The organism is Bradyrhizobium sp. ISRA442 (genome assembly GCF_038085055.1).
Taxonomy (GTDB): Bacteria; Pseudomonadota; Alphaproteobacteria; order Rhizobiales; family Xanthobacteraceae; genus Bradyrhizobium.
On sequence record NZ_JALGCN010000002.1, the window covers coordinates 60689 to 82121 of the forward strand.

General features: G+C 63.5%; 18 protein-coding genes and 2 pseudogenes. 3 read left to right on the forward strand and 17 right to left on the reverse strand.

Annotation, left to right across the window (positions count from 1 at the left end):
• Window positions 1-26: 26 nt before the first annotated feature.
• The 4 genes from hpnE to MTR72_RS03445 all read right to left on the reverse strand — a co-directional run bounded on the left by hpnE (window position 27) and on the right by MTR72_RS03445 (window position 3420).
• Window positions 27-1283 carry a hydroxysqualene dehydroxylase HpnE gene (hpnE, locus tag MTR72_RS03430; RefSeq protein WP_280965025.1) on the reverse strand — a complete coding sequence of 419 codons (1257 nt, stop codon included), beginning with the start codon at window positions 1281-1283 and terminating at the stop codon, window positions 27-29.
• Window positions 1283-2122: a presqualene diphosphate synthase HpnD gene (hpnD, locus tag MTR72_RS03435; protein WP_280965026.1), complete on the reverse strand. Its 840-nt coding sequence runs from the start codon at window positions 2120-2122 to the stop codon at window positions 1283-1285. The genes hpnE and hpnD overlap by 1 nt, the downstream gene beginning before the upstream one ends.
• Window positions 2112-2996, reverse strand: coding sequence for a squalene synthase HpnC (gene hpnC / locus MTR72_RS03440; protein ID WP_280965027.1), 885 nt, complete (start codon window positions 2994-2996; stop codon window positions 2112-2114). Before hpnC ends, hpnD begins: the two co-directional genes overlap by 11 nt.
• 190 nt (window positions 2997-3186) lie before the next feature.
• Complete coding sequence (locus tag MTR72_RS03445; RefSeq protein WP_280965028.1) at window positions 3187-3420, reverse strand: hypothetical protein; 234 nt, start codon at window positions 3418-3420, stop codon at window positions 3187-3189.
• A 460-nt stretch (window positions 3421-3880) separates the two neighbouring features.
• Here MTR72_RS03445 and MTR72_RS03450 point away from each other — a divergent pair, with 460 nt between their 5' ends.
• Window positions 3881-4378, forward strand: a complete 498-nt coding sequence (locus tag MTR72_RS03450) for a hypothetical protein (protein ID WP_280965029.1) — start codon at window positions 3881-3883, stop codon at window positions 4376-4378.
• A 125-nt stretch (window positions 4379-4503) separates the two neighbouring features.
• Here the strand turns inward: MTR72_RS03450 and MTR72_RS03455 are convergent, their stop codons facing one another.
• The 4 genes from MTR72_RS03455 to MTR72_RS03470 form a co-directional block, all read right to left on the reverse strand.
• On the reverse strand, window positions 4504-6870 hold the full coding sequence (locus tag MTR72_RS03455) for an efflux RND transporter permease subunit (protein WP_280965030.1): 2367 nt from the start codon (window positions 6868-6870) through the stop codon (window positions 4504-4506).
• A 162-nt stretch (window positions 6871-7032) separates the two neighbouring features.
• Window positions 7033-7851, reverse strand: coding sequence for an ethanolamine ammonia-lyase subunit EutC (gene eutC / locus MTR72_RS03460; RefSeq protein WP_280965031.1), 819 nt, complete (start codon window positions 7849-7851; stop codon window positions 7033-7035).
• Window positions 7852-7856: 5 nt separating this feature from the next.
• Window positions 7857-9443, reverse strand: a complete 1587-nt coding sequence (locus tag MTR72_RS03465; protein WP_280965032.1) for a B12-binding domain-containing radical SAM protein — start codon at window positions 9441-9443, stop codon at window positions 7857-7859.
• A gap of 172 nt (window positions 9444-9615) precedes the next feature.
• Entirely contained in the window at window positions 9616-10998 is a 1383-nt protein-coding gene (locus MTR72_RS03470) for an ethanolamine ammonia-lyase subunit EutB (protein ID WP_280965033.1), read from the reverse strand.
• Between the two features lie 219 nt (window positions 10999-11217).
• Between MTR72_RS03470 and MTR72_RS03475 the strand changes: the two genes are divergently transcribed.
• A complete protein-coding gene (locus MTR72_RS03475; RefSeq protein ID WP_280965034.1) occupies window positions 11218-12957 on the forward strand; it encodes a methyl-accepting chemotaxis protein in 1740 nt (579 codons plus the stop codon).
• A gap of 405 nt (window positions 12958-13362) precedes the next feature.
• Window positions 13363-13941, forward strand: coding sequence for a YdeI/OmpD-associated family protein (locus MTR72_RS03480; RefSeq protein ID WP_280965035.1), 579 nt, complete (start codon window positions 13363-13365; stop codon window positions 13939-13941).
• Window positions 13942-14061: 120 nt separating this feature from the next.
• Here the strand turns inward: MTR72_RS03480 and MTR72_RS03485 are convergent.
• The 9 genes and pseudogenes from MTR72_RS03485 to MTR72_RS03525 form a co-directional block, all read right to left on the reverse strand.
• Window positions 14062-14445 (reverse strand): annotated as a pseudogene (locus tag MTR72_RS03485) (acyl-CoA dehydrogenase family protein); the annotation flags it as partial.
• A gap of 124 nt (window positions 14446-14569) precedes the next feature.
• Window positions 14570-15091 carry a GNAT family N-acetyltransferase gene (locus tag MTR72_RS03490; protein ID WP_280965037.1) on the reverse strand — a complete coding sequence of 174 codons (522 nt, stop codon included), beginning with the start codon at window positions 15089-15091 and terminating at the stop codon, window positions 14570-14572.
• A 139-nt stretch (window positions 15092-15230) separates the two neighbouring features.
• On the reverse strand, window positions 15231-15497 hold the full coding sequence (locus MTR72_RS03495) for a hypothetical protein (protein WP_280971033.1): 267 nt from the start codon (window positions 15495-15497) through the stop codon (window positions 15231-15233).
• 252 nt (window positions 15498-15749) lie between these two features.
• A pseudogene (locus MTR72_RS03500) lies at window positions 15750-15935 on the reverse strand (acyl-CoA dehydrogenase family protein); the annotation flags it as partial.
• A gap of 104 nt (window positions 15936-16039) precedes the next feature.
• A complete protein-coding gene (locus MTR72_RS03505; RefSeq protein ID WP_280965039.1) occupies window positions 16040-16432 on the reverse strand; it encodes a hypothetical protein in 393 nt (130 codons plus the stop codon).
• A 75-nt stretch (window positions 16433-16507) separates the two neighbouring features.
• On the reverse strand, window positions 16508-17185 hold the full coding sequence (locus MTR72_RS03510) for a hypothetical protein (protein WP_280965040.1): 678 nt from the start codon (window positions 17183-17185) through the stop codon (window positions 16508-16510).
• A 374-nt stretch (window positions 17186-17559) separates the two neighbouring features.
• The gene (locus tag MTR72_RS03515; RefSeq protein WP_280965041.1) at window positions 17560-18525 is read right to left on the reverse strand and encodes an ABC transporter substrate-binding protein; all 966 of its coding nucleotides are present in this window, start codon (window positions 18523-18525) and stop codon (window positions 17560-17562) included.
• A gap of 432 nt (window positions 18526-18957) precedes the next feature.
• The gene (locus MTR72_RS03520; RefSeq protein ID WP_280965042.1) at window positions 18958-20175 is read right to left on the reverse strand and encodes an acyl-CoA dehydrogenase family protein; all 1218 of its coding nucleotides are present in this window, start codon (window positions 20173-20175) and stop codon (window positions 18958-18960) included.
• A gap of 27 nt (window positions 20176-20202) precedes the next feature.
• The gene (locus tag MTR72_RS03525) at window positions 20203-21414 is read right to left on the reverse strand and encodes an ABC transporter substrate-binding protein (RefSeq protein ID WP_280965043.1); all 1212 of its coding nucleotides are present in this window, start codon (window positions 21412-21414) and stop codon (window positions 20203-20205) included.
• Window positions 21415-21433 lie beyond the last annotated feature (19 nt).

Sequence of the window (21433 nt, forward strand, 5' to 3'; positions counted from 1 at the left end):
GTAAAATTGACCGGGACGAATGCCCGTCAGGGCCGCTGCGCGGCCAGAACCAGATCGGCGGCACGATCGCCGGACCGGACCGATCCCTCGATCGTTGCAGGCAATCCCGTAGCAGTCCAATCGCCCGCGAGAAACAGGTTTTTCAGCGCGGTGACCGGCCCCGGACGCAGGGCATTCTGCGCCGGCGTTGCCGCAAATGTGGCGCGGCGTTCACGCACGATCTGCCAGGGCGGCAATTCGCCGGACACGCCGCCCGCCTTGCAGACGTCGTTCCAGATCGCCTGCGCAAGCTCCTCGCGCGGCATGTCGACCAGGCGGTCGCCATTGCTGATGGTCACCGAGAGGCGATTGGGGAAGGCGAATAGCCACTCCACGATCCCGCCGATCACCCCCAGGATGGGCGCTGCGCCTTTCGGCGGCTCAAAACGGAAATGCGCGTTCACGATGGCGCGGAATTCGGTCGGGGTCTTGAGGCCCGGCAGCAGGCTCGCGGCGGCGCGCGGCGGCACCGCCATCACGATGGCATCGCCGTCGGCGATCCGGATCACATCCTCGCCGCCGAAATTCAGCGCAATGACCTTGCCGTCCGTGCTCTCGAACGAACGCAGCTCATGGCCGAGCTGAACGGAATGGCCGCGCTCGGTCAGGAATTTCACGGCGGGCTCGATCAGCACCGCGCTGAGGCCGTCGCGCGCGATCAGCGGCCGGCACGCCTGGCCGCCGGCGAGCAGCGTCTCGCGCACGATCGCACCGGCAAGCCCGGCCGAGCCTTCCGGCGGGTCGACGTTGAGCGCTGCGAGCAGCAGCGGCTGCACCAAGCGCTGATAGAGCATGCCCTCGCAAGGGATGGACTTACCGACCAGCGCCTCCTCCGACGCCCAGATCAACGGCGCCAGCTTCAGATAGTCCGTGAGCCCGGTGTCGGGAACGCGCCGGCTTTCGTCGAGCACCCAGGTCGGCAGCCGCCCGTCACCAAGATCGAGCTGCCAGCGCTGTCCGGTCGCGAGATCGACGAAGGGAAACTGCGCGCGCTCCGGGCCGACGAGGCCCGCCTCCGAGCCGATCGAGCGCGCATAGGCCCGTGCATGGCCGTTGCCCGACAGCATCAGATGGTTGCCGTTGTCGATGGTGAGGTTGGTCGCGCCGTCGAAATAGGAGCGGCAACGGCCGCCGGCCTGGTGCGTCGCCTCGTGCACGGCGACCTTGAAGCCGGCATTGGCGAGCCGCGCAGCGGCGGAGAGGCCGGAAATTCCGGCGCCGATGATGTGAGCTGTGTTTTGCATCAGATGAAAGCGTAACGGAGCAGGATGCCGATCCGTGCGATCTTCGACACACGCACCGGCTGGCGCGGCGCGTTGAAGCCGCGCGCGATCAGGAGGTCCAGAATGGCATGATAGTATTTCGACATGATCCGCGGCGCGCGCACCGCGCGACGCCTGTTGCGGTTCATGATCTCGTCCGATTTCTCGAAATGCACTTTCGCGCGCTGCGCCAGCGGCAGGCAGACCTTCGGCAGGGCGCGCTCGGCGATCACGCGGTTCGGATCGTTGGAGGTGATTCCGGCATGCAGCAGGCCCTCGCGCGGCAGATAGAGCCGGCCAAGCCCCGCGTCCTCGTCGATGTCGCGCAGGATGTTGGTGAGCTGGAGCGCGCGGCCGAGATGATAGGCGAGTTGGATGCCGTCCTCTTCCGGCAGGCCGAACACCCGCACCGACAGCCGCCCCACCGCGCTCGCGACGCGATCGCAGTAGAGATCGAGCGTCGCGATGTCGGGCGCGCGGATATCCTGCGGCACGTCCATCTCCATGCCGTCGACGATGGCGAGGAAATCCTCCCGCTTCAGTCCGAACGTCTTCACCGACGCGACATAGTCCTTCAGTCGTGCCGGCGGATGCCCTTGATAGAGCGCATCGATGTCGTTGCGCCACTCCTGGAGCGCGGCGAGCCGCTCTTCGCGCGGCCCGTCGGAATCGGCGATATCATCGACCTGGCGGCAGAAGCTGTAGATCTGGAACATGGCCTCGCGCTGGTCATGCGGCAGGATACGCATCGCGGCATAGAAGGAGCTGCCGGATGCGGTCGAGCCATAACTGGCGCCGGGCGAGGTCGCCTCAAGCGTCATGCGCGGTCCCCGGTCTGGAAATGGCCTTGCGTCCGATTGCGCGGCGGCCGACTTCACCGATGATGCCGGCAAGGCTGAAGGTGAGAAGCTCGAACTTGCTCAGGTGCACGCGCTCGCGCAGGGGATCGCGCACCTTGAGCAGGCGCACGATGCGGTCGGCGTAGGCCTGGATCACGGCGATGTCGACGCCGAGACGGAAATCCCTGACTTCCGCGCTCAGCGACTTGCTCTCGTTGAGAAGCCGTTCATTGCGCGCGGCGAGCGCTTGGAGACATTGCAGCAGCGCCGGCGGCGACTGAGCGAGTCCAAGCTGCTCGACGGACGCGCCGCTTGCGGCCAGCGCATCGCGCGGCAGGTAGACGCGATTGAGCTCGCGAAAATCCTTGCCGCAATCCTGCAGGTGGTTGTTGATCTGAAGACCCGCGCAAAGCGCATCCGACGCGGCCCAGGTCGAGGTGCTCTCACCATGGACGTCGAGCATGAAGCGGCCGACCGGCATCGCCGAATAGCGGCAATAGTGGCTGACTTCGTCCCAGCTCTCGTAGCGCAGCTTGGTCACATCCATGCGGAACGCAACCAGCACGTCGAGCGCATGGCGCGGAGCCATGCCCCGCTCTGCGAGCGCACGCCGCAGATTGACGGCTTCGGCTTGAGTATCGCCCTTGCCGAGCAATTCGCCCTCAAGCAGGTCGAGATAGGCCAGCTTCTCGTCGGGAGGCAGCGTCGCGTGATCGGCGATGTCGTCGGCGGTGCGGACGAAGTTGTAGAACGCCAGGATCAGCGCGCGATGACGCGGATGAATGATCCAGGACGCGACGGGAAAGTTCTCGTCGCGGTCACCCTTGCCGGATCGCAATTCGCTCGCAGAGGTCATCGAGGGCTGGTTAACAATCGTTTGGACAGGAAGGCTTTTTCGCCCGCACGGGCTCACGGCGGCAATGCCGCCGCGGCCCCCATATAGGGGAATACGGCCGCAAAACCAATCCTGTCTCTCGATGGCTGCCCTGCGGATACGGCCCGAAAAGACGGTCCAAAAACCGCCTTTTGTGGGCCAGTGGACGAGCTTACTGGTTGTGGTTCTTCAAAACCTGGTCGCAGGCCTGCGAGATCTTCGCCCGGTTCTCCTTGAGGCAGGCCAGGATGGTGAAATCGCCCTGATCGATGACGGGACGGCAGAACTTCTGCACGTCGCGCGTGCAAGCCTTCTGCTCCTCGGCAGTGCCGCGCCCTTGCTGGGCGAACGCCGCGGTCGAAAAGGATGCCGACAGCAGGGTGAGAGCGACGAGAAATTTACGCATTGTATTCCTTCATTCTGACGGCAGAATCGCACCGATCCCGGACAGCACAGGGCGGACGACCGGAACGGATTGTTCTGATAGCGAGTTGCCGCAGACGCGCGGCATCCGAGAGAGCACAAGCGCTGGCAAATGCGGCCAAATTGGCGCCACGCCTGCCAAATCACGCCTTCCCCGCCTCTTCATTGGCAGATGTAAGGGATTGATACTACGTCATAATTCGCATACGGCGCGTTTTGGCACCGACCTGTTGCAGACGTGCATCTGTCGCTCCCGGGTTCCACGGCAGAAACACGCTGAAACACAGCGAATCGCGGAACGGAGAGCCGATGGAAGCAGTTCGCCAGCCCATATCTCAGGCGGTCAGGCATTGAACCTGACACAGGCTTGGAACACTAAACCTTCGATGTGGCGAGACGTCCTTTGTTAAGCGGACGGTCACTTCCAAAACGGGATATTCAGCATGAAATTTTCTGGGCGATCTGGACAGGCAATCAAGGCGGCCGGCATTGGCGCTGCGCTGCTCTTCTCGGTCTCGGCAAGCCATGCTCAGTCGTCCGGACCGTTCGCCGGCTTCGACGGCGCGTGGTCGGGGACCGGCACGGTGTCCCTGTCCGACGGCTCCACCGAGCGCATCCGCTGCAAGGCGGACTACAAGGTTGCCGGCAGCGGCCTCAACCTGAAGCAGAGCCTGCACTGCGCCAGCGACAGCTACAAGTTCGACCTCACCAGCGACGTGACGAGCCAGGGCGAGCGCATCTCCGGCAACTGGAGCGAGGCCAGCCGCAACATCTTCGGCAACCTTCAGGGCACCGCCGGCGGCGGCCAGATCGACGTGTTCGTCGAGGCCAACGGCTTTGCCGCCAATCTGTCGCTGCGCACCAACGGCACCAAGCAGACGGTGCAGATCAGCTCCAAAGGCGAGATCCGCGGCGTCAACATCACGATGGTGAAGAGCTAGAGGCCCTCCCGATCGGAAAGGATTTGGCCCCCGGCCCTCGCAAGCCGGGGGCTTTTTGCTGACATCGACCAGCTTCAATCCGTACGGGATAGTGCGTGAGCGTGACGCAACCTCCGTTGCCCTGCTCAGATCGCGCGCTTGTCCGCGCCTTGAAGCTTCTCGTGCAGGTTGATCAGCCACATCGCCGTCGGCCGCAGGATGAAGAGGTCGGCGACGAGGGCCATGACCATCGAGAAAGCACTGAGCCAGCCGAACAGTCGCAAGGACGGCAAGTCGGAGAACACGGTGACGACGAGGCCGCAGGCCAGCACCACTGTGGTCAGGATCAGCGCAGGACCGACCAGGACCGTGGCGCGCTCGACCGCGAGCGAGGATGAAACCCCGGGCTTGCTCTCGAGCCTCAGGCGGTTGAGGAAGTGGATGGTCGCACTGAGGCCGAGGCCGAACGAGACGGTCAGTGCCACGACGCTGGCGAATTGCAGGCCCTCGCCCATCGCCCACAGCACCGTACCCGACATCACCACAGGGAAGATGCCCGGCAGGATGCAGGCGAGCATCACCACCCAGGAGCGGAAGGCAAGGCCGATGAATAACGCGACGAGGGCGAATTCGACGGTGAGGCCGCGGTTCAGCTTCTCGATCATGTTGGCCGAGTTGCGCGCGGCGATGGCGGCAAGGCCGGTGACCGCGACCTCATAGCCGGGATGCTTCTTGCGGACGGCGTCGAGCTCGGAATCGAGCTTGTCGACGATCGGCAAAAGCTGGCTGGAATCCTTGTCGGGCACGCGGCCAGCGACCACGACCGCATCCTGCTCAGCATCGATGAAGCGTCGTACCAGATGCTCGGGGATGAGGCTCACATATTCCTTGAGCGTCGCAACATCAGCGCTGCCGGCCTTCTCCGCAAGCCAGCGGCGCAGGGTTTCGAGCGACCAGACGTTACCGACGCCCGCGGCCTTCTCCACGGTCGCGTGCACCTCGGCGATCGTCTGCAGCGTCTCCGGCGAATACAGTGATTCGCCCTTGGGGAACTGGATCAGCACGTTGACGGGGTTGGCGCCGGTCAGCTTGGCGTCGAGCCGGTCGCTGGCGGCAACCGCCTGACGCTTGTCCGGCACCTGGTCGGCGAGCCGGTAGCGCGGCTCGAGATTGGCGTAGATGATGCCGAGGCTGCCGACGAACAGCACCGCGATCAGGCTGAACAGGCCGGGCCGGCCCACCATGCGCACGGCGATCCAGTAGCAGAAATTACGCAGCGCCTGGACGCCGGCGTCGGCGCTCTGGAATTTGACGGCGAAGACCCTCTCGTTGCGGACGAACAGGACGCCGAAGACCGGCACGAGCGACAGCACCGCAACCAGCGCGATGATGGTCGCCGCGAGCCCGGCTTCCCCGAATTTGCGGATCAGGTCGGAGTCGGAGAACTGGAGCGCGATGAAGGAAATGCCGGCGGTGCCGTGCGTCAGCACGCAGGCCGGTCCCACCACCAGCACCGCGTTCTTGAATGCGGTGAACTTGTCCTGCCCCGCGATCAGCCGGTCACGCGCGGCGAAGGTAAGCTGCATCGAGTCGGAGAAGCTGATGACCATGATGAGCGGCGTCATCACGTTCAGGAACATGTTGAGATTGAAGTTGGCCCAGCCGAGCGCGCCGAGCGCCAGCAGGATCGCGATCATCGGCGGGAACGCCGCGGCCACCATGAACGAGATCTTGCGGAAGAAGATGATGGCAATGATGCAACCGGCGAGAATGCCGAGAACGTTATAGGTCAGCCCGTCGCGCTCGACCGCATTGCGGATCTCGAGCTGCATCACCGGCACCCCGGAGAGTTGGACGTTGAGGCCAGTCTCGCCGAGATCCTCCTTCATCAGCGCGCGGATGTCGCCGACGGTCTTGCTCAGCTTGCTGGAGGCGACCACATCCGGATCGAGCGAAAGCACGATCAGCGCGAGCGTGCCGTCCTCAGACAACAGCTTGCCACGAATGATCTCGTTGGCTTTGACGGTCTCGATGAACTTGTTATAGGCCTCGCCCTCGGGCAGCTCGCCGGGGAATAGCGCGGCCGGCAGTTTGCCCGGCGCTGGCGCCTGGCGCGCGGAAAACAGCGAGACCAGCCCGCGCGTGCCTTCGACGAGCTGCAGGTCGGTGACGAAGTCGCGGAGCTTCTCCAGATTGCTCCGCTCCAAGAGATTCTTCCCTTCGACGACGACGAGAACGTCGAACTCCTCGGCCGGGAACTTCTTCGTCACCTCTTCGTATTGACGGAATTCGCGGCTGTTGGAGCGGAAGAGCTGCGACAGCGAATCGTCGATCTTGATCCGCTGGATGCCGAACACGGCGCCGACGATCAGCGCGATCAGGACGAGGCAGGAGACGACCGGCGCCCGGACGGCGATCAGCCCGAGACGTTCCAGCCCGAAGGCGATGGAGGACGCGGGTCCCTGCTCGACCTTGTCGACATGAACCTCACTCTCGCTGTGCTTTTCGAGCATGCCTTGTCCAGTTCCTGAATCGGCTCGGATTATGAGCTTATTGCGTCCCGCGAACAGCCTGAAACGCCATACGGATGGGAGGCTTGCCCCTTGAAAATGCGCGGAAAATCGCCGCAGGGGTTTAGCAGGTCCCGCCATGGTCTCGCAAGCAGGCCACACCGATCAAGATGAGGACATTTTGGCCCCCGATTCCGTTCCTTCGATCAGGACTGTGCCAATTCGGCGCGGGGCGCGATCGCCACTCTCGTCCTTCAGCGCGACCCCGGTCACCCGCCGAGCCAGGCCCTCCCGCACGAGCCAGTCGATCTTGACCGCCGCCTCGTAATGGCTGAGCCCGCCGTGGTGGATGTTCGAGACGCAGTTGCGCTCGGCATCGGTGCGCCCCGGCTTTGGCGCGAAGGTCAGATAGGCACCGAGACTGTCGGGTACGGACAGGCCCGGCCGCTCGCCGATCAGCATCACGACCATACGCGCTCCCAGGATGGCCCCGATCTCGTCGCCGAGCGCCACGCGTGCGCCGGAGGCGACAACGACATGGCCGATCGCGACGGGGTCCCCTGCCGCGAGCCGCAGCAGCAGGCTCTTCATCAAGGCCGCGGCATGCGCATGCACGGCAGCCGGCGACAGGCCGTCGCCGATGACGATCGCAAGCCGGCCCGGCTCGGTGGCGTTTCGCGCCAATGCCTCGGCGGAAGAGGCATCGAGCTGCCGCCCCAAATCCGGCCGCCGCAGGTAGTCCCTGCGATCGACCGCCCGGCTGCTGGCGGCGACCGGTGAGAGGCCGACTTCGCCGAGCTCGGCGGCCAGCCGCGCCGCATCGAAAACGGCGTGCACGGCATCGCGGGCGCGGGCGTGGTCCAGCGTGAAATCGAGCAGCGGCTTTGTCGGCAGGCTCGCGCCGCTGCGCCCGAGCGCGACGCGCGCAGGCGTGAAGTACCGCAGATCGCGTGTCGCGCGGGCCGGGACGGCCGGATCGGGCATGTCGCTCACTCGGCGGGAACGGCCGCCTCGCGCAGCCGGATCGAGTAGTTCGAAGCGTTCTGCTTGCCGCTGGACGCCGCACGCGCAAACGTAATGAGATGATGCGCGACCAATGTGCTGCCGATCAGGCCTTCGAGATCGCCACGCCGGATACGCCCCAGCGCGAACTTCCAGAACACGCGCCTGTAGTTGCCGAGCACCCCGACCTTCCAGAAGATGTTTCTCAGCATGACGAGTGCACGCCGGATATTGGGCCAGGTCTTCATCTCGTCGGGCACCGGCACCTTGAGCCGGTTTGAATAGGTGTGGTCGCACTGATACTGGAAGCGCGCATAGACCTTCGCGGGCTCGTAGGCGACCTCCATGCAGTGCTTCCAGGAGGCGATGACCTCGTCATAAGGCAGCAGGAAGTCGACGTTGGAATCGCGCCCCTCGTCATGGATCAGGCGCCCTTCCCGCTCCAACCGGTCCCACAGCGGCGTCTTCGGCAGCGCCTGAAGCAGGTTGATGGTGAGTAGCGGAATCTGGGAGTCCTCGACGAAAGCCAGCAGCGCATCGGATGTATTCGGCTTGTCGGTGTCCAGCCCCATGATGATGCCGGAGACGACTTCCATTCCGTAGGAGTTGATGGTGCGCACGCCCTCCAGGATCGGGACCATCATGTTGTGGTCCTTGTGCATCGCGTGCAGCGCGTCCGGATCGGGTGTCTCGATGCCGCAGAAGATGGTGATGAAATAGGCCTCCCGCATCTTCTCCAGGATCTCGGGCCGCTTGGCGATGTTCAGCGTGGCCTCGCAGGCGAGCCGCATCACATAGCCAGTCTTCTTCTGCCATTCGATCAGATGCGGCAGCAGGTCCATCGTCGCCTTGCGGTTGCCGATGAAATTGTCGTCGACGAAATAGACCGTGTCGGTCATGCCGCATTCGCGCAAGCGGTCGAGCTCGGCGATGATCTGCTGCGGCGTCTTGATGCGCGGGTTGCGGCCATAGAGACCGGGAATGTCGCAGAACTCGCACTGATAGGGACAGCCGCTGGAATACTGGATGCTGCCGAGAAAGTATTTCCTTACGTCGGCGAGCTCGTAGGCCGGGATCGGAAATTCGGTCATCGGCACGCGGTCCTTGGTGGTCAGCACCACCTGCTCGTCGGGACGCGAAGTGTCGCGCGACAGGATTTCGATCAGCTCATCGGTCGCATCACCAAGCTCGCCGACATGGAGGTAGTCGAAGGACGGATAATAGTCGGGACACGCGCTGACCGAGGGGCCGCCGAGCGCGACCGGTAGATCGAATTCATGGGCGCGGCGACAGATGTCGTTCATCTGCTGGCGCTGGATGTGCATGCCGCTGACGAAGACGACTTCGGCCCACTCGAATTCCTCCTTGGTCGTGCGGCGGAGGTTCTCGTCGACGAATTTGACCTGCCATTCCTTGGGCAGATAGGCCGAGATCAGCAACAGCCCCTGGGGCGGCATGAATGCCTTCACCCCGTCAGTCAGCGGATAGGAATACTCGAACGTCCCGAACGATGAGGTGTAGCGCGGGAAGACGCAGAGGATGTGCCGGATCGTTCCGTTGCTGTTAGCGCGCATCGAACTTCCCCCAACAACGACGTTCTACAACCTGTGCAGAATGGACGGTCAGACACATAACGTAACGCTGCGACCGAAATTCCTCAATATTGTGGCACCAGTCTAATTCGTAAGACGTGCCAATGGTTTCTCCGGTTCATTGCCGCCGGGCGCATTTTCTGCGCGGGTGTGCTCAGGCGATCAGCCGCGACGCAAAATCGGGCAGCAGGACGGCATCGCCGGCGAGGCGGAAATCGGCCCCCGCAATGCCCGACTGCACCAGCCAGTCGTCGAATTCCGGCGCGCGGCGCAGGCCGAAGACATCACGGACATAGAGCGCGTCATGGAAGGAAGTCGACTGGTAGTTCAGCATGACGTCGTCGGCGCCGGGCACCCCCATGATGAAGGTGACGCCGGCGGCGGCGAGCAGCGTCAGGAGATTATCCATGTCGTCCTGGTCCGCCTCGGCATGGTTGGTGTAACAAATGTCAATGCCGAGCGGCAGGCCGAGCAGCTTGCCGCAGAAATGGTCCTCGAGCCCCGCCCGGATGATCTCCTTGCCGTCATAGAGGTATTCCGGGCCGATGAAGCCGACTACGCTGTTGACCAGGAGGGGCGCAAAGGCGCGGGCGACGGCATAGGCGCGCGCCTCGCAGGTCTGCTGGTCGACGCCGTGATGGGCGTTGGCCGACAACGCCGAGCCCTGTCCTGTCTCGAAATACATCACGTTCTGCCCGACGGTGCCGCGCCGCAGCGACAGTCCGGCCTGTTGCGCTTCCTTCAGCAAGGCGAGATCGATGCCGAAGCTGCGGTTGGCGGCCTCGGTGCCTGCGACCGACTGGAAGACGAGGTCGACCGGCACGCCCTGCCCGATCAGCGACAGCGTCGTGCTGACATGGGTCAGCACGCAGCCCTGGGTCGGGATCTTGAGCCGAACAATGATCTCGTCGAGCAGCCGCAACAATTGCGCGATGACCGCCGGATCGTCACTTGCCGGATTGATGCCGATGCAGGCATCGCCGGCGCCGAGCAGGATGCCGTCGAGGATCGAAGCGGTGATGCCCCTGGCATCGTCGAAGGGATGGTTGGGCTGGAGCCGCGTGCTCATCCGTCCCTTCAAGCCGATGGTGTTGCGGAAGGCGGTGGTCACCTCGCACTTCCGCGCCGCCAGGATCAGGTCCTGGTTGCGCATCAGTTTTGATACGGCGGCCGCCATTTCCGGGGTGATGCCGGGCGCCAGCTTGCGCAAGACCTCGGGCGTCGTGGCATCCGACAGCAGCCAGTCGCGGAAGGCGCCGACCGTCAGCGAGGCCACCGGCGCGAATGCCTTGGCGTCATGACCGTCGATGACGAGGCGGGTGACCTCATCGGCTTCGTAGGGAATGACGGCCTCCTGGAGGAATTGCGCGAGCGGGACGTCGGCGAGCGCCATCCGCGCCGCTATCGTCTGCTCGGCGCTATCGGCGGCGATCCCCGCCAGCCGGTCGCCGGAGCGCGGCGGCGTAGCCTTGGCCAGGAGGTCCCGCAGGCCGGGGAAGGTGTAGGTCGTAGCGTCGATGGTGTGGCGGTAGACCAAAGGCCCCTCCGGATTCGTCGGCCAATGACCGAGCTCAAATCGATCGTTTGAACGCGGTTCTCAGCAAACCGATAGATTCTATCAAAGCACTGAAACGGCTCAAGTTTCCGCAAGTGACCGCGTTAACAATGCATCCATCTTCATTCTGCATAATTTTGCATCAATTTTTGCACGACCGCGCTCACCGGCCATCGACGGCCATTTCGGGCCCCTGACACTATGACAACTGACCGATCTGGGAATGCCGCCGGCCTGGCAGGCCGTTTCACGCTTGCGAACAGGCTCTATGCGATCTTCGCGCTGTTTGCGCTGCTTACCGCCGCGATCGCGATGCTGTCCGACTACAACAGCCGCCGCAGCGCCGAACTGATCGCCGCGATCGAGACGGCGAACGCGGCGGCGTTCAACGTCGAGCGCGTCAACTCGCTGGTCTATGCCGTGGTGATGGAATCCCGCGGCGTCTACATGTCGACCGACCCGGCGGTGGTGAAGAAATACGGCGATGGCCTGCTCAAGTTCAATGCGCAGATCCTGGACGTGGTCAAGCGCTGGGAGACCATCGTCAAGGCCGACGACGCCGAGCAGTTCGCTACCTTCAAGAAGCGCATCGAGCAGTTCGTCGACTTCCGCAAGGAGCTGGTCCGCCGCGCCAACGAGATCAGCCCGGCCGCGGGCCGCGAATGGGGCGACAACGACGCCAACCGCTCCGTGCGCTCGGCGCTGAACAAGGATCTCGAAGCGCTGTCGAAGGTCTATGCCGAGCGCGCGAGGCAAATCTCGCAGGAGACCGAGACCAACCGCACGCTGTCGTTCGTCCTGACCTGCCTCGGCGGCCTCGCGCTGGCGCTGGTGGTCATCGGCATCATCATCATCGCCCGCTCCATCGCCCGTCCGCTTTCGGCGATCACTGCGACCATCAAGCAGGTCGCCGACGGCGCCGAGAACGTCACGGTGCCGCACACGGAGCGCGCCGACGAGATCGGCGCGCTGGCCCGCGCGATCCGGATATTCCAGGAGGCCATGGGCCGCAACCGCAACCTCGCCTCTCAGGTCTCGCAGGAATCCGCCTCGCGCGAGGAACGCGCCCGCCATATCGAGAAATCGGTCGAGGAGTTTCGCGACGCGATCGGCGCGGTCATGCGCGGCCTCACCGACAACGCCTCCGTCATGCGCGAGACCGCGCAGACCATCACGCGCGTCACCGCGGATGCGAGCAGCCGCGCCGGCACGGCGGCGAATGCCACCGAGCTCGCCTCGAACAACGTCACCGCTGTGGCGGGCGCGGCCGAGGAGCTGTCGGCGTCCGTCGAGGAGATCGGCCGCCAGGTGCGGCAATCGGCCGGCGCGGTCGAGCAGACCGGCCAGCGCACCGAGAAATCGATCGCCGAGATCGAGAGCCTCGCGGCGGCAACGCAGCGCATCGATGGCGTGCTGAACCTGATCCAGGCGATCGCCGAGCAGACCAACTTGCTTGCACTCAACGCCACGATCGAAGCGGCGCGCGCCGGTGACGCAGGCCGCGGCTTTGCCGTCGTCGCCCATGAGGTCAAGGCGCTCGCGGGGCAGACCGCCAAGGCGACCGCCGAGATCGGCGAGAACGTCTCGATGATCCAGGCCTCGACCCGCAACGCGGTGGAGGCCGTGCGCGAGATCGGCGGCGCAGTGCGCGAGATCAACGAGGTCACCTCGGCGATCGCCGGCGCCATCGGCCAGCAGGACTCCGCCACGCGTGAGATTTCCTCCAACGCACAATCGGCCGCGCAGGGCAACGAGACGCTGGTCGCCAACATCGCCTCGCTGCGCGACGCCATCGGCGAGACCGACACGGCGGCGGCCTCCGTGCTGACGCAAGCGAGCAGCCTGACCGCCACCGCGGAGACGCTGTCACGGGAGGTGGAGAAGTTCTTCCGGAACCTGCGCTCGGGGCCGGCGGATAGCCGCCTCGCGAAGGCGGGATGACAGCGCGGCCACCGCTGCGAAGTCGGCGGTGGGGTCGCTTCGACAAAAATCTCGAAAACAACCCCATGCAAAGTAGCCGGTGACAGCTTTATCAATGGCTTGACTGCCGGCGCGACCTTGCGGATTTTACGAAGTCATTTGACACGTCGGGCAAAACACCAGCACAATCCCATCATGGCGGCGGCCCACCTCCCCGAATCAAACCATCCCGCCCTCAGCCCCTGGACCTGGGCGTGTGCTCATAGATCATCAGCCAGCGAGGGCATGCCTTGTCCGCTTTACTGGCCAGATCGCCGCCCTAGCAAGTCGGCGAAGGGCCCAACAACAGACCTCAGCCAAGAGAGCTTGCCACTGGGTTTGTTGTCCGCAGATGGAGGCTTTGCTGCCTACGTGGTAGAGTTGCCTATGGTTCGCAAAAAGCAGCAAGCCCCGTTGGTATTTAAGAACGCATCCAAGCTTGGGGACTGGCTTGAGAAGCACCATGGCACTGCGACCGAACTCTGGGTGCGGATCTTCAAATCAGACACGGGCGTGCCGTCGGTGACGTGGAACGATTGCGTTATTGAGTCCATCCGCGTCGGTTGGATCGATGGCCAGATGAAACCTTTCGACGACACGTCGTACTTGCAACGACTTACCCCGAGGAAGGTGAATTCCAATTGGTCGGCCAAGAACTGCCGTCATGCAACAACCCTGATCGCGGAAGGGCGGATGCTTCCCGCTGGATTGGCTCAGGTCGAAGCGGCCAGGTCGGATGGACGATGGAACACCGCATACGCGGGCTCAGCGGACATGACTATCCCGCAAGACTTTCTCGACGCCTTGGAGCACATGCCCGCGGCGAAAGCGTTCTTCGCGACGCTCGATCGCAGAAATCTCTATTCAATCTACTATCGCCTTCATACAGCGAAGAAGCCCGAGACGCGCGCCAGGCGGATCGCGCAAATTGTTGCGAAACTGGATCGTGGCGAGAAGTTTCACTGACCCATGCGGCCTCTCGGAGTCAGTAAGCCATAGCGGGCAGATGATCGGCTGCACTGTGCCGCTTGTGAAGCAAAACCGGCCGACGCTCCACCATTTCGATGCGGCATCACCCTAGCGGCCCTACCCCGCCATCACCCCGCCGCGTTTAATCAGCTCCTTGCCGATCGCGGCGAGGTGCACTTGGTCGGGGCCGTCGCCGATGCGGATGAAGCGGGCGTAGACGTAAGCGCGGGCAGGAACGAGTCCTGCGAGACGCCGGCGGCGCCGTGGATCTGGATGGCGCGGTCGATCACGCGCGCGGCCATGCTCGGCACCGCGATCTTGGCCGCGGCGATCAGGTCGCGCGTGGCCTTGTTGCCGTCGCGGTCCGGAGGCCTGCAGCGTGAGCAGCCGCGCGTGTGCGATCTCGCAGAAGGAGTGCGTGATGTCCTCGCGCACCGAGCCCTGCTCGGCAGGCGGCTTGCCTAAGGCGACGCGCAAGACCGCGCGCGGGCACATCAGACGCCGCAAAGACCTTTGACACGTCGGGCAAAACAGCCGCATGACGTCATCATGGCTGTTGAAGCGCAGCCGCAGTGGTGCTGAGACAGTCGCTGCCGGGACGGTACCTTTCGAGCCCGGCGTAGCTTTACGCGAGCTCGAGCTTCAAATGGACCGTTTGCGGGTCGCGGCCCGAGACGGGCTTGAAGCCGAACTTGCTGAATACTCTAAGCATTGCTGAATTCTCGGGCAGCACTTCTGCTGTCAATTCCCTTAGTCCTGCATCCCCGGCGAGCCCGATGAGATGGCGCATCAGAATCGAACCAATGCCTCGCGCCTGCCAATTGTCTACGACGACGAATGCCATCTCGGCGCGCCCTGGCTCGAAGACAATATACCGACCGCCTCCGACGATAGCCTTTTGGCCGGCTTGCTCCGCGAGCGCAACCAGCGCGACATGAGACCTGAAATCGATGTCCATGAAGAAGGCGCGCTCCTTGTCGGAGAAATGGCGCTTCATCGCGAAGAAGCGGCGCTGCAGCGACTGGATGCTGGTCTGCTCCAATGCTGCCAGCATAGCGGCTTCGTCCTCCGACCGGAGCGCCCGGATTTGGACCGGGCTGCCGTCGCGCAAGTGCTCGTCCACGCTGTAATTGGCGGCGACTGACACTGAGGCTCTCCAGTCCGGTAGAGTTCAATTTCAATCGATGTCGCTCGATAAAGCCCATAAACCGGATTATGGCCGCTTCATCTGCTGGATAGCGATCCGGGAGGCTTCGTCGCCGCCAAGGGGCACGTGACGCGCGAACCTACCGCCGCACCCCAACGCGATTGACACCGCCATTCAGGTTGCCCGGGCCAGCCGTGCCAGCGCGGACCGCTGCTCGCGCCACCGGCCGAGGCCTGAGCACGACGCCTGCCCTGGCAACGCAACCCTGCGGATAGTCAACGTACTGGCAGTACACGACTGCCTTGGCTGGCGCTGGATTGAGAGTGAGGCCTGCAAGCCCCATCAGGACGCCAGCAGCAATCTCGGCAATCGCTGACTTGATCGGAAGACACTTCCTCGGATGCATCGCCATCCTCCCTCCTCGCGCTTGCCGAACTGAAAGGCGATGGGAGCCGCCCCAGGTCCGGCTGAACGCACCATGAGCGCCAAAGGATCGCTGACGTTGACCTAGATCAACGGAACGTCTGCATAGCGTCAAGCCATGAGACCGAACGTCCGCTTAGCATCAAAAGGCGGAGTCCAGTTGGCCCGCCTTAGATTCGCTTCACGCCCATAAACAGACATCTGTGAGTGCACGCCCTTGCGGAGGGTAACGGCCCTACCCCGCCATCACGCCGCCGCGCTTGATCAGCTCGTTGCCGACCGCGGCAAGATGCACCTGGTCGGGCCCGCCGCCGATGCGGATGAAGCGGGCATAGACGTAGCCGCGCGCCAGGAACGTGTCCTGCGAGACGTCGGCGGCACAGTGGATCTGGATGGTGCGGTCGATCACGCGCGCGGCCATGCCCGACGCCATGCCGTCGGCGAGCTCACGACGTTTGACGTCGGGCAAAACACCATTTCTCGCGATCGGCTGGTTTGACCGGCATGGTCAAACGCAGCGCGAGATCAGGGGCACCGCTGATACGTCTTGAGACTGCCGAAATCGGGGCCGGCCGAAATCTGGTTGGTGTCGTCAGGACGGATGACCAGGTTGGTTTCCGACCATTTCTGCTGCCCGTTTTTAATCGGGCAGCGCAAACGGGCGGAATAGACTGCCCCGTGCGGGCTGGGGGTTTCGCTCACCGACATCACGGCACAGTTCCCCGCGGGACCGGCGTAAGTCTTGGCTGCGAGCGCGACGGCTGATTTGTCCGCGATTTTGCAGGCATCCGCGCTCGTCGCCCACGATCCCTGCAGCGCCTGCGGGATCGACGCGTGCCGTTTTACACCGGCGATCGCAGCCTGCGACGAGATCGCGATCATAACGATGATAACGACGAGAGGAATAGCTGTACGCATGATACACCCCGCTTCGGTCGGGTCATGGGCGGGGCCGAGCGCGCAACTGCCCCATGCGCAGCGCCGAGACCGTGGTCAGTTCGCAGTCGTGGCGCTGCTCGCCTTGCCATCTGGAATTCGCGTCCAATACTGATGGTATTCGTCACCGATAGCGTAGATGGTTTGATCCGACTTGAGGTCCAACACCAGATCCTCGCTCAGCTCTCTGGTTCGGAACTTCCAGCCAGGCGGCAGTTTCAGCTTCTCGCCAAGCTTCGCAAGCGCCTCGATCGGAAACTTTTCCTCGTGCGCCTGCAGGACGTAGACGTTGCCGTCGGGATCGATGAGTTCGTAAACGGGCTTGCCCTTCGCATAAACCATCCTCTGCGTCTTCTTCGGGGTGAAGACCTTGTAGGGTTTGGAGCCCGTCGCGGCCTCCACGGCCGTGAGCAGCGGCAGCCGGGCAACCCACCGCGCGTCAATACCACCAAATGATGCCTTGGTCCCAAACGATACCGTTTGCGAGTCCATCATCCAAAAATGCGGCCCGTTCTTCTCGATCTTGAGCGCGCGGAATTGCCGCCGGATTTTCCGCACGTCGAGGGTATCCCATAGTTGGGCCGGGCAATCGCTGACGCCCGTCGTGTTGTAAACCTCGATGCCTCTCGCCTTCACGACGAGGTTCTCAAACGAAAAGGAGTCTTGAGCAAAACCTGAAATGGTCGTCGTAAAAAAAGCTGCGGTGATCAACACCGCCGACAATCGAACGCCCATGTCAATCTCCGTAGCGTCTACGAAGTAGGCGGCGCGATGCTTAGCCAAAGCATCAATCGCGTATTGATTTAGATCAATAATAGCGGCGGTATTCTCCGGAGGAGGGTACCATGTCCGCTAATGGGATGGTCCGGCTGTGTTCCGGCTCAAGCGCTATCGATATCGTCGGAGCCATGCGACTTGCGCGCGACCTCGGTCCAGGCAAAACCATCGCCCCCTTCTCGCGGATGGGGGACAGCGCTATCGATCCAAGCTGTTCAATCCGGAATCCCTGCGCAAGAAAATCTGTCCATACCACGTTGGATGGGATAGCAGGCCGCCATCGGCCGGGCTGTTATCCGTTTTGCTGTCGGTCGGAAGCCGACATCTCGCGACTATTCGATCACTTCGTCAGCCAGCGCCAGCAAGTTTGAGGGAGCCTTGATCCCGAGTTGTCTTGCTGTCTTGAGATTGATCACCAACCAGAACTTGCTGGCCTGTTCGATCGGCAGATCACCGGGATTTGCACCTCGGATGATTTTGGCGGCATAGGCCCCTGCGCGCCGAAAACCATCTACCGCATCACTGGAATACGTCAGGAGCAGACCGGCTCGCGCCCAATCGGGATAAGGGCCAAACGTAGGCTTACCCGTCGCCAGAATACGGGGCATAACGACGGAGATTTTATAAGTCAGAACCGGATCGCCAGACACGTAGAATGCTTCGACGCCGTCACCCAAAGCCTTCGTAAGGACCGCTTCGAGATCGTCGAGAGTGGGCTTGATCTCATAACTGTCAAAGCTGATTCCCAATTGCGCTGTGACCTTGCGCAACGCTGCTTCTTCGGAGGTCTCGAGACGCGCCAGGCCGTAATCCGCAACTCCGATCATGCCAATTCGCCGGATGTCCGGGACGAGATCCCTGAAAAAGCCAAGGCGCTTTGCGGTCAGACTCTCCTCCCCGCCGACTGCGTTCATCACGTTACCAGTGGCTGTACCGCCCGGCCTCGTGTAACTCTCTGCAAGTCCGACCGCGATCGGGTCAATGGCCATGGCGGTGAATACCAGCGGAGCGTCGGGTCGCAAGCTATGCACAGTCGCAACCGCATGGGCGGCGGCCACGAACACCCGAGGCTGCAACGCATCCAGTTCTTGGGCGAGCCGAGGCAGTTGTGAAAGATCGCCACTCGCGAAGCGTGCCTCAAGGAAATAGTCGCGGCCCTCGACCATCCCTTCGTCCTTCAGGCCCCCACGCACTGCCGCCACTCTTGGCTTGAAGAGTTCTTCAGTGCCTGGAAACAGCACCGCCACCAGCGGCAGCTTCGTGTCCCTTTGAGCCCACGCCCGCATCGGCCACGCCATGGCCGCGCTTCCCGCCGCTTGCAAAAACGCCCGTCGCCTCATGTATTGCCCCGGCGTTTCGTTCAGTTCGACCCAGCTATCAAACCACGAGGACTATCGGCCTGCCAGCACCGTTTCGGCAGGAAGCCTCAGTCGGCAATGTCTGGGTTGGGTCAAGGCGAAGTGCGCGACTGCCAAGGTAAGGCAGAAACGCGATCGCGCGAGATAGAAATCTTCTTCCAGAATTTGCGTCGGATGCCCGCGCCAAGGCGAGCTAGTCCCTCTCCCCCCTCTTACGGGGTCGCGACGAGCTTCGCTCGCGCTGAAAGTGAGGGGCTGCTTCTGCGATCTCGGCGCCGGCGACTCGTGGAGACTCCCCATCACCCGGATTGCATCTTCGGTGCAATCCGGCCTCTCCCCGCAAGCGGGCAGAGGCGAAGGACAGCCGGCACCCTACCCCGCCATCACGCCGCCGCGCCTGATCAGCTCCTTGCCGATCGCGGCGAGGTGCACCTGATCGGGGCCATCGCCGATGCGGATGAAGCGGGCGTAGACGTAGGCGCGCGCCAGGAAAGTGTCCTGCGACACGCCGGCGGCGCCGTGGATCTGGATGGCGCGGTCGATCACGCGCGCGGCCATGCTCGGCACTACGATCTTGGCCGCGGCGATCAGGTCGCGTGCGGCCTTGTTGCCCTCGCGATCCATCTTGTCGGCGGCCTGCAGCGTGAGCAGCCGGGCCTGTGCGATCTCGCAGAAGGAGTGCGCGATGTCCTCACGCACCGAGCCCTGCTCGGCGAGCGGCTTGCCGAAGGCGACGCGCGAGGCCGCCCGCTGGCACATCAATTCCAGCGCGCGCTGGGCGCAGCCGATCAGCCGCATGCAATGGTGGATCCGGCCCGGCCCAAGCCGGCCCTGCGCGATCTCGAAGCCACGGCCCTCGCCAAGCAAAATGTTCTCGGCCGGCACGCGGACGTTGTCATAGACGATCTCGGGATGGCCGACGGGCGCATCATCATAGCCGAAAGTGAGCATGTCGCGCACGATGCGCACGCCCGGCGTCGCCTTCGGCACCAGGATCATGGATTGCTGGCGATGGCGGTCCGGGTGATCGGGCGCGGTCTTGCCCATCACGATCAGGATCTCGCAATCCTCGTTCATCGCGCCGGAGGTGAACCATTTGCGCCCGTTGATGACGTAGTCGTCGCCGTCGCGCCGGATCTCGCACTGGATGTTGGTGGCATCGCTGGAGGCGACCTGCGGCTCGGTCATCGAGAAGCCGGAGCGGATGCGCCCCTCCAGGAGCGGCTTGAGCCAACGCTGCTGCTGCGCTCGCGTGCCGTAATGGCTAAGCACTTCCATGTTGCCGACATCGGGCGCCGAGCAGTTGAAGACCTCGGGCGCCCAGAGGATGCGGCCCATGATCTCCTTCACCGGGGCATATTCGAGATTGGTAAGCCCTGGGCCATGCTCGCCCGACAAGAACAGGTTCCAGAGCCCCTGCTCGCGCGCCAGCCGCTTGAGGTCCTGCAGGACGGGCGGCGTCCGGTAGCGCGCGGCCTCTGGCCTCACCTGCTCGTAATAGAGCTCCTCGACCGGCTCGACATGCTGGCGCATGAAGTGGCGGACGCGCTCCTGGAGCTCCAGCGAACGTTCGGAGTGTTGAAAGTCCATGTGTCCTCCCGTGCGCCGGTCCGCCCGTCACGTGCCGCGCAACAGCTCGCTCGCCACGATCCAGTCATTGCCGTCGAACTGGAGCATATAGCCGTCCTTGATCGGGCGGAAATCCTGCGGCGTGGTGTTGAGCGTGATGCCGGGCATCAAGAGCGACAGCGGCACGCTTCTGAGGTTCGCCGCCTGCGCCATGATGTTCTCGCGCGTCAGATTGTCCTTGCACTGCCTGAGCACGACCACCAGCGCCTCGGCGACGGTGTAGCCGTAGAGGCCGGCGACATTGTTGACATCCGCATTGGGCAGGCGACGCTTCATGAAGTCGATATAGGCCGACATCGCCGGATCGTCCTTCGGCTCGGCCACGAACGGCTTCAGCGAGCCGAGCGACAGCACGCCCTTGCCCGCATCGAGGCCCGCCGGCACCATCACGGTCGCCTTGTTGGCACAGCCGCTGGCGAGGAAGCGCTGCGGCTGCCAGCCGACCTCGTGGGCTTTGCGGATCGCCTGCGCGCAAGCTCGCGGCGTCACCGAATAGATCATGAAGACGTCCGCCTTGGTATTGGCGAGCGTCAGCACCTGGGAATCGACGGTCGGGTCAGTGACCTCGAAGCTCGAGGCCATCGCGATCGCCTTGTCGGCATCGGCGCCGAGTGCTTCCTTGATACCGCGAAGATATTCCTTGCCGGCATCGTCGTTCTGATAGAGCACCGCGAAGCGCGCATTCGGGTTCTTGGCGCGGGCGTAGGCGACGTCGATCGCGGCCTCGCTGGTGTAGTTCGGCGCCCAAGGCAGCGCCATCGACCACGGCATGTTGACGGGATCGTTCCACTTCGAGGCCGAGCTGATCAAAAAGAGCTGCGGCACTTTGTTGCTGTTGAGATATTTCGCGATCGCCGAGCTCGGCGCCGTGCCCATGGTCGCAAAAATGAAGGCGACGCCATCGCCCTCGACCAGCCGCCGGGCCGCTTCCATGGTCTTGGGCGGAGAGAACGCATCGTCGAGCGAGAGCAGATTGAGCTTGCGGCCGTTGACGCCGCCCTTCTCGTTGACCTCGTCGAAATAGGCCGCAATGACCTTGCCGGTGATGCTGAGCGGCGAAGCCGGCCCGCTATAGGGCATGGTGTTGCCGATCTTGATCTCGGTGTCGCTGACGCCGGGACCGTAGGATTTCTGCGCGGAAGCGGGCGCGGACAGAGAGGCGGCAGCAAGCGCTGCGGCCAGGGCCAAAGCGGCTTTCATGGTTTCTCCCCAGTGATTT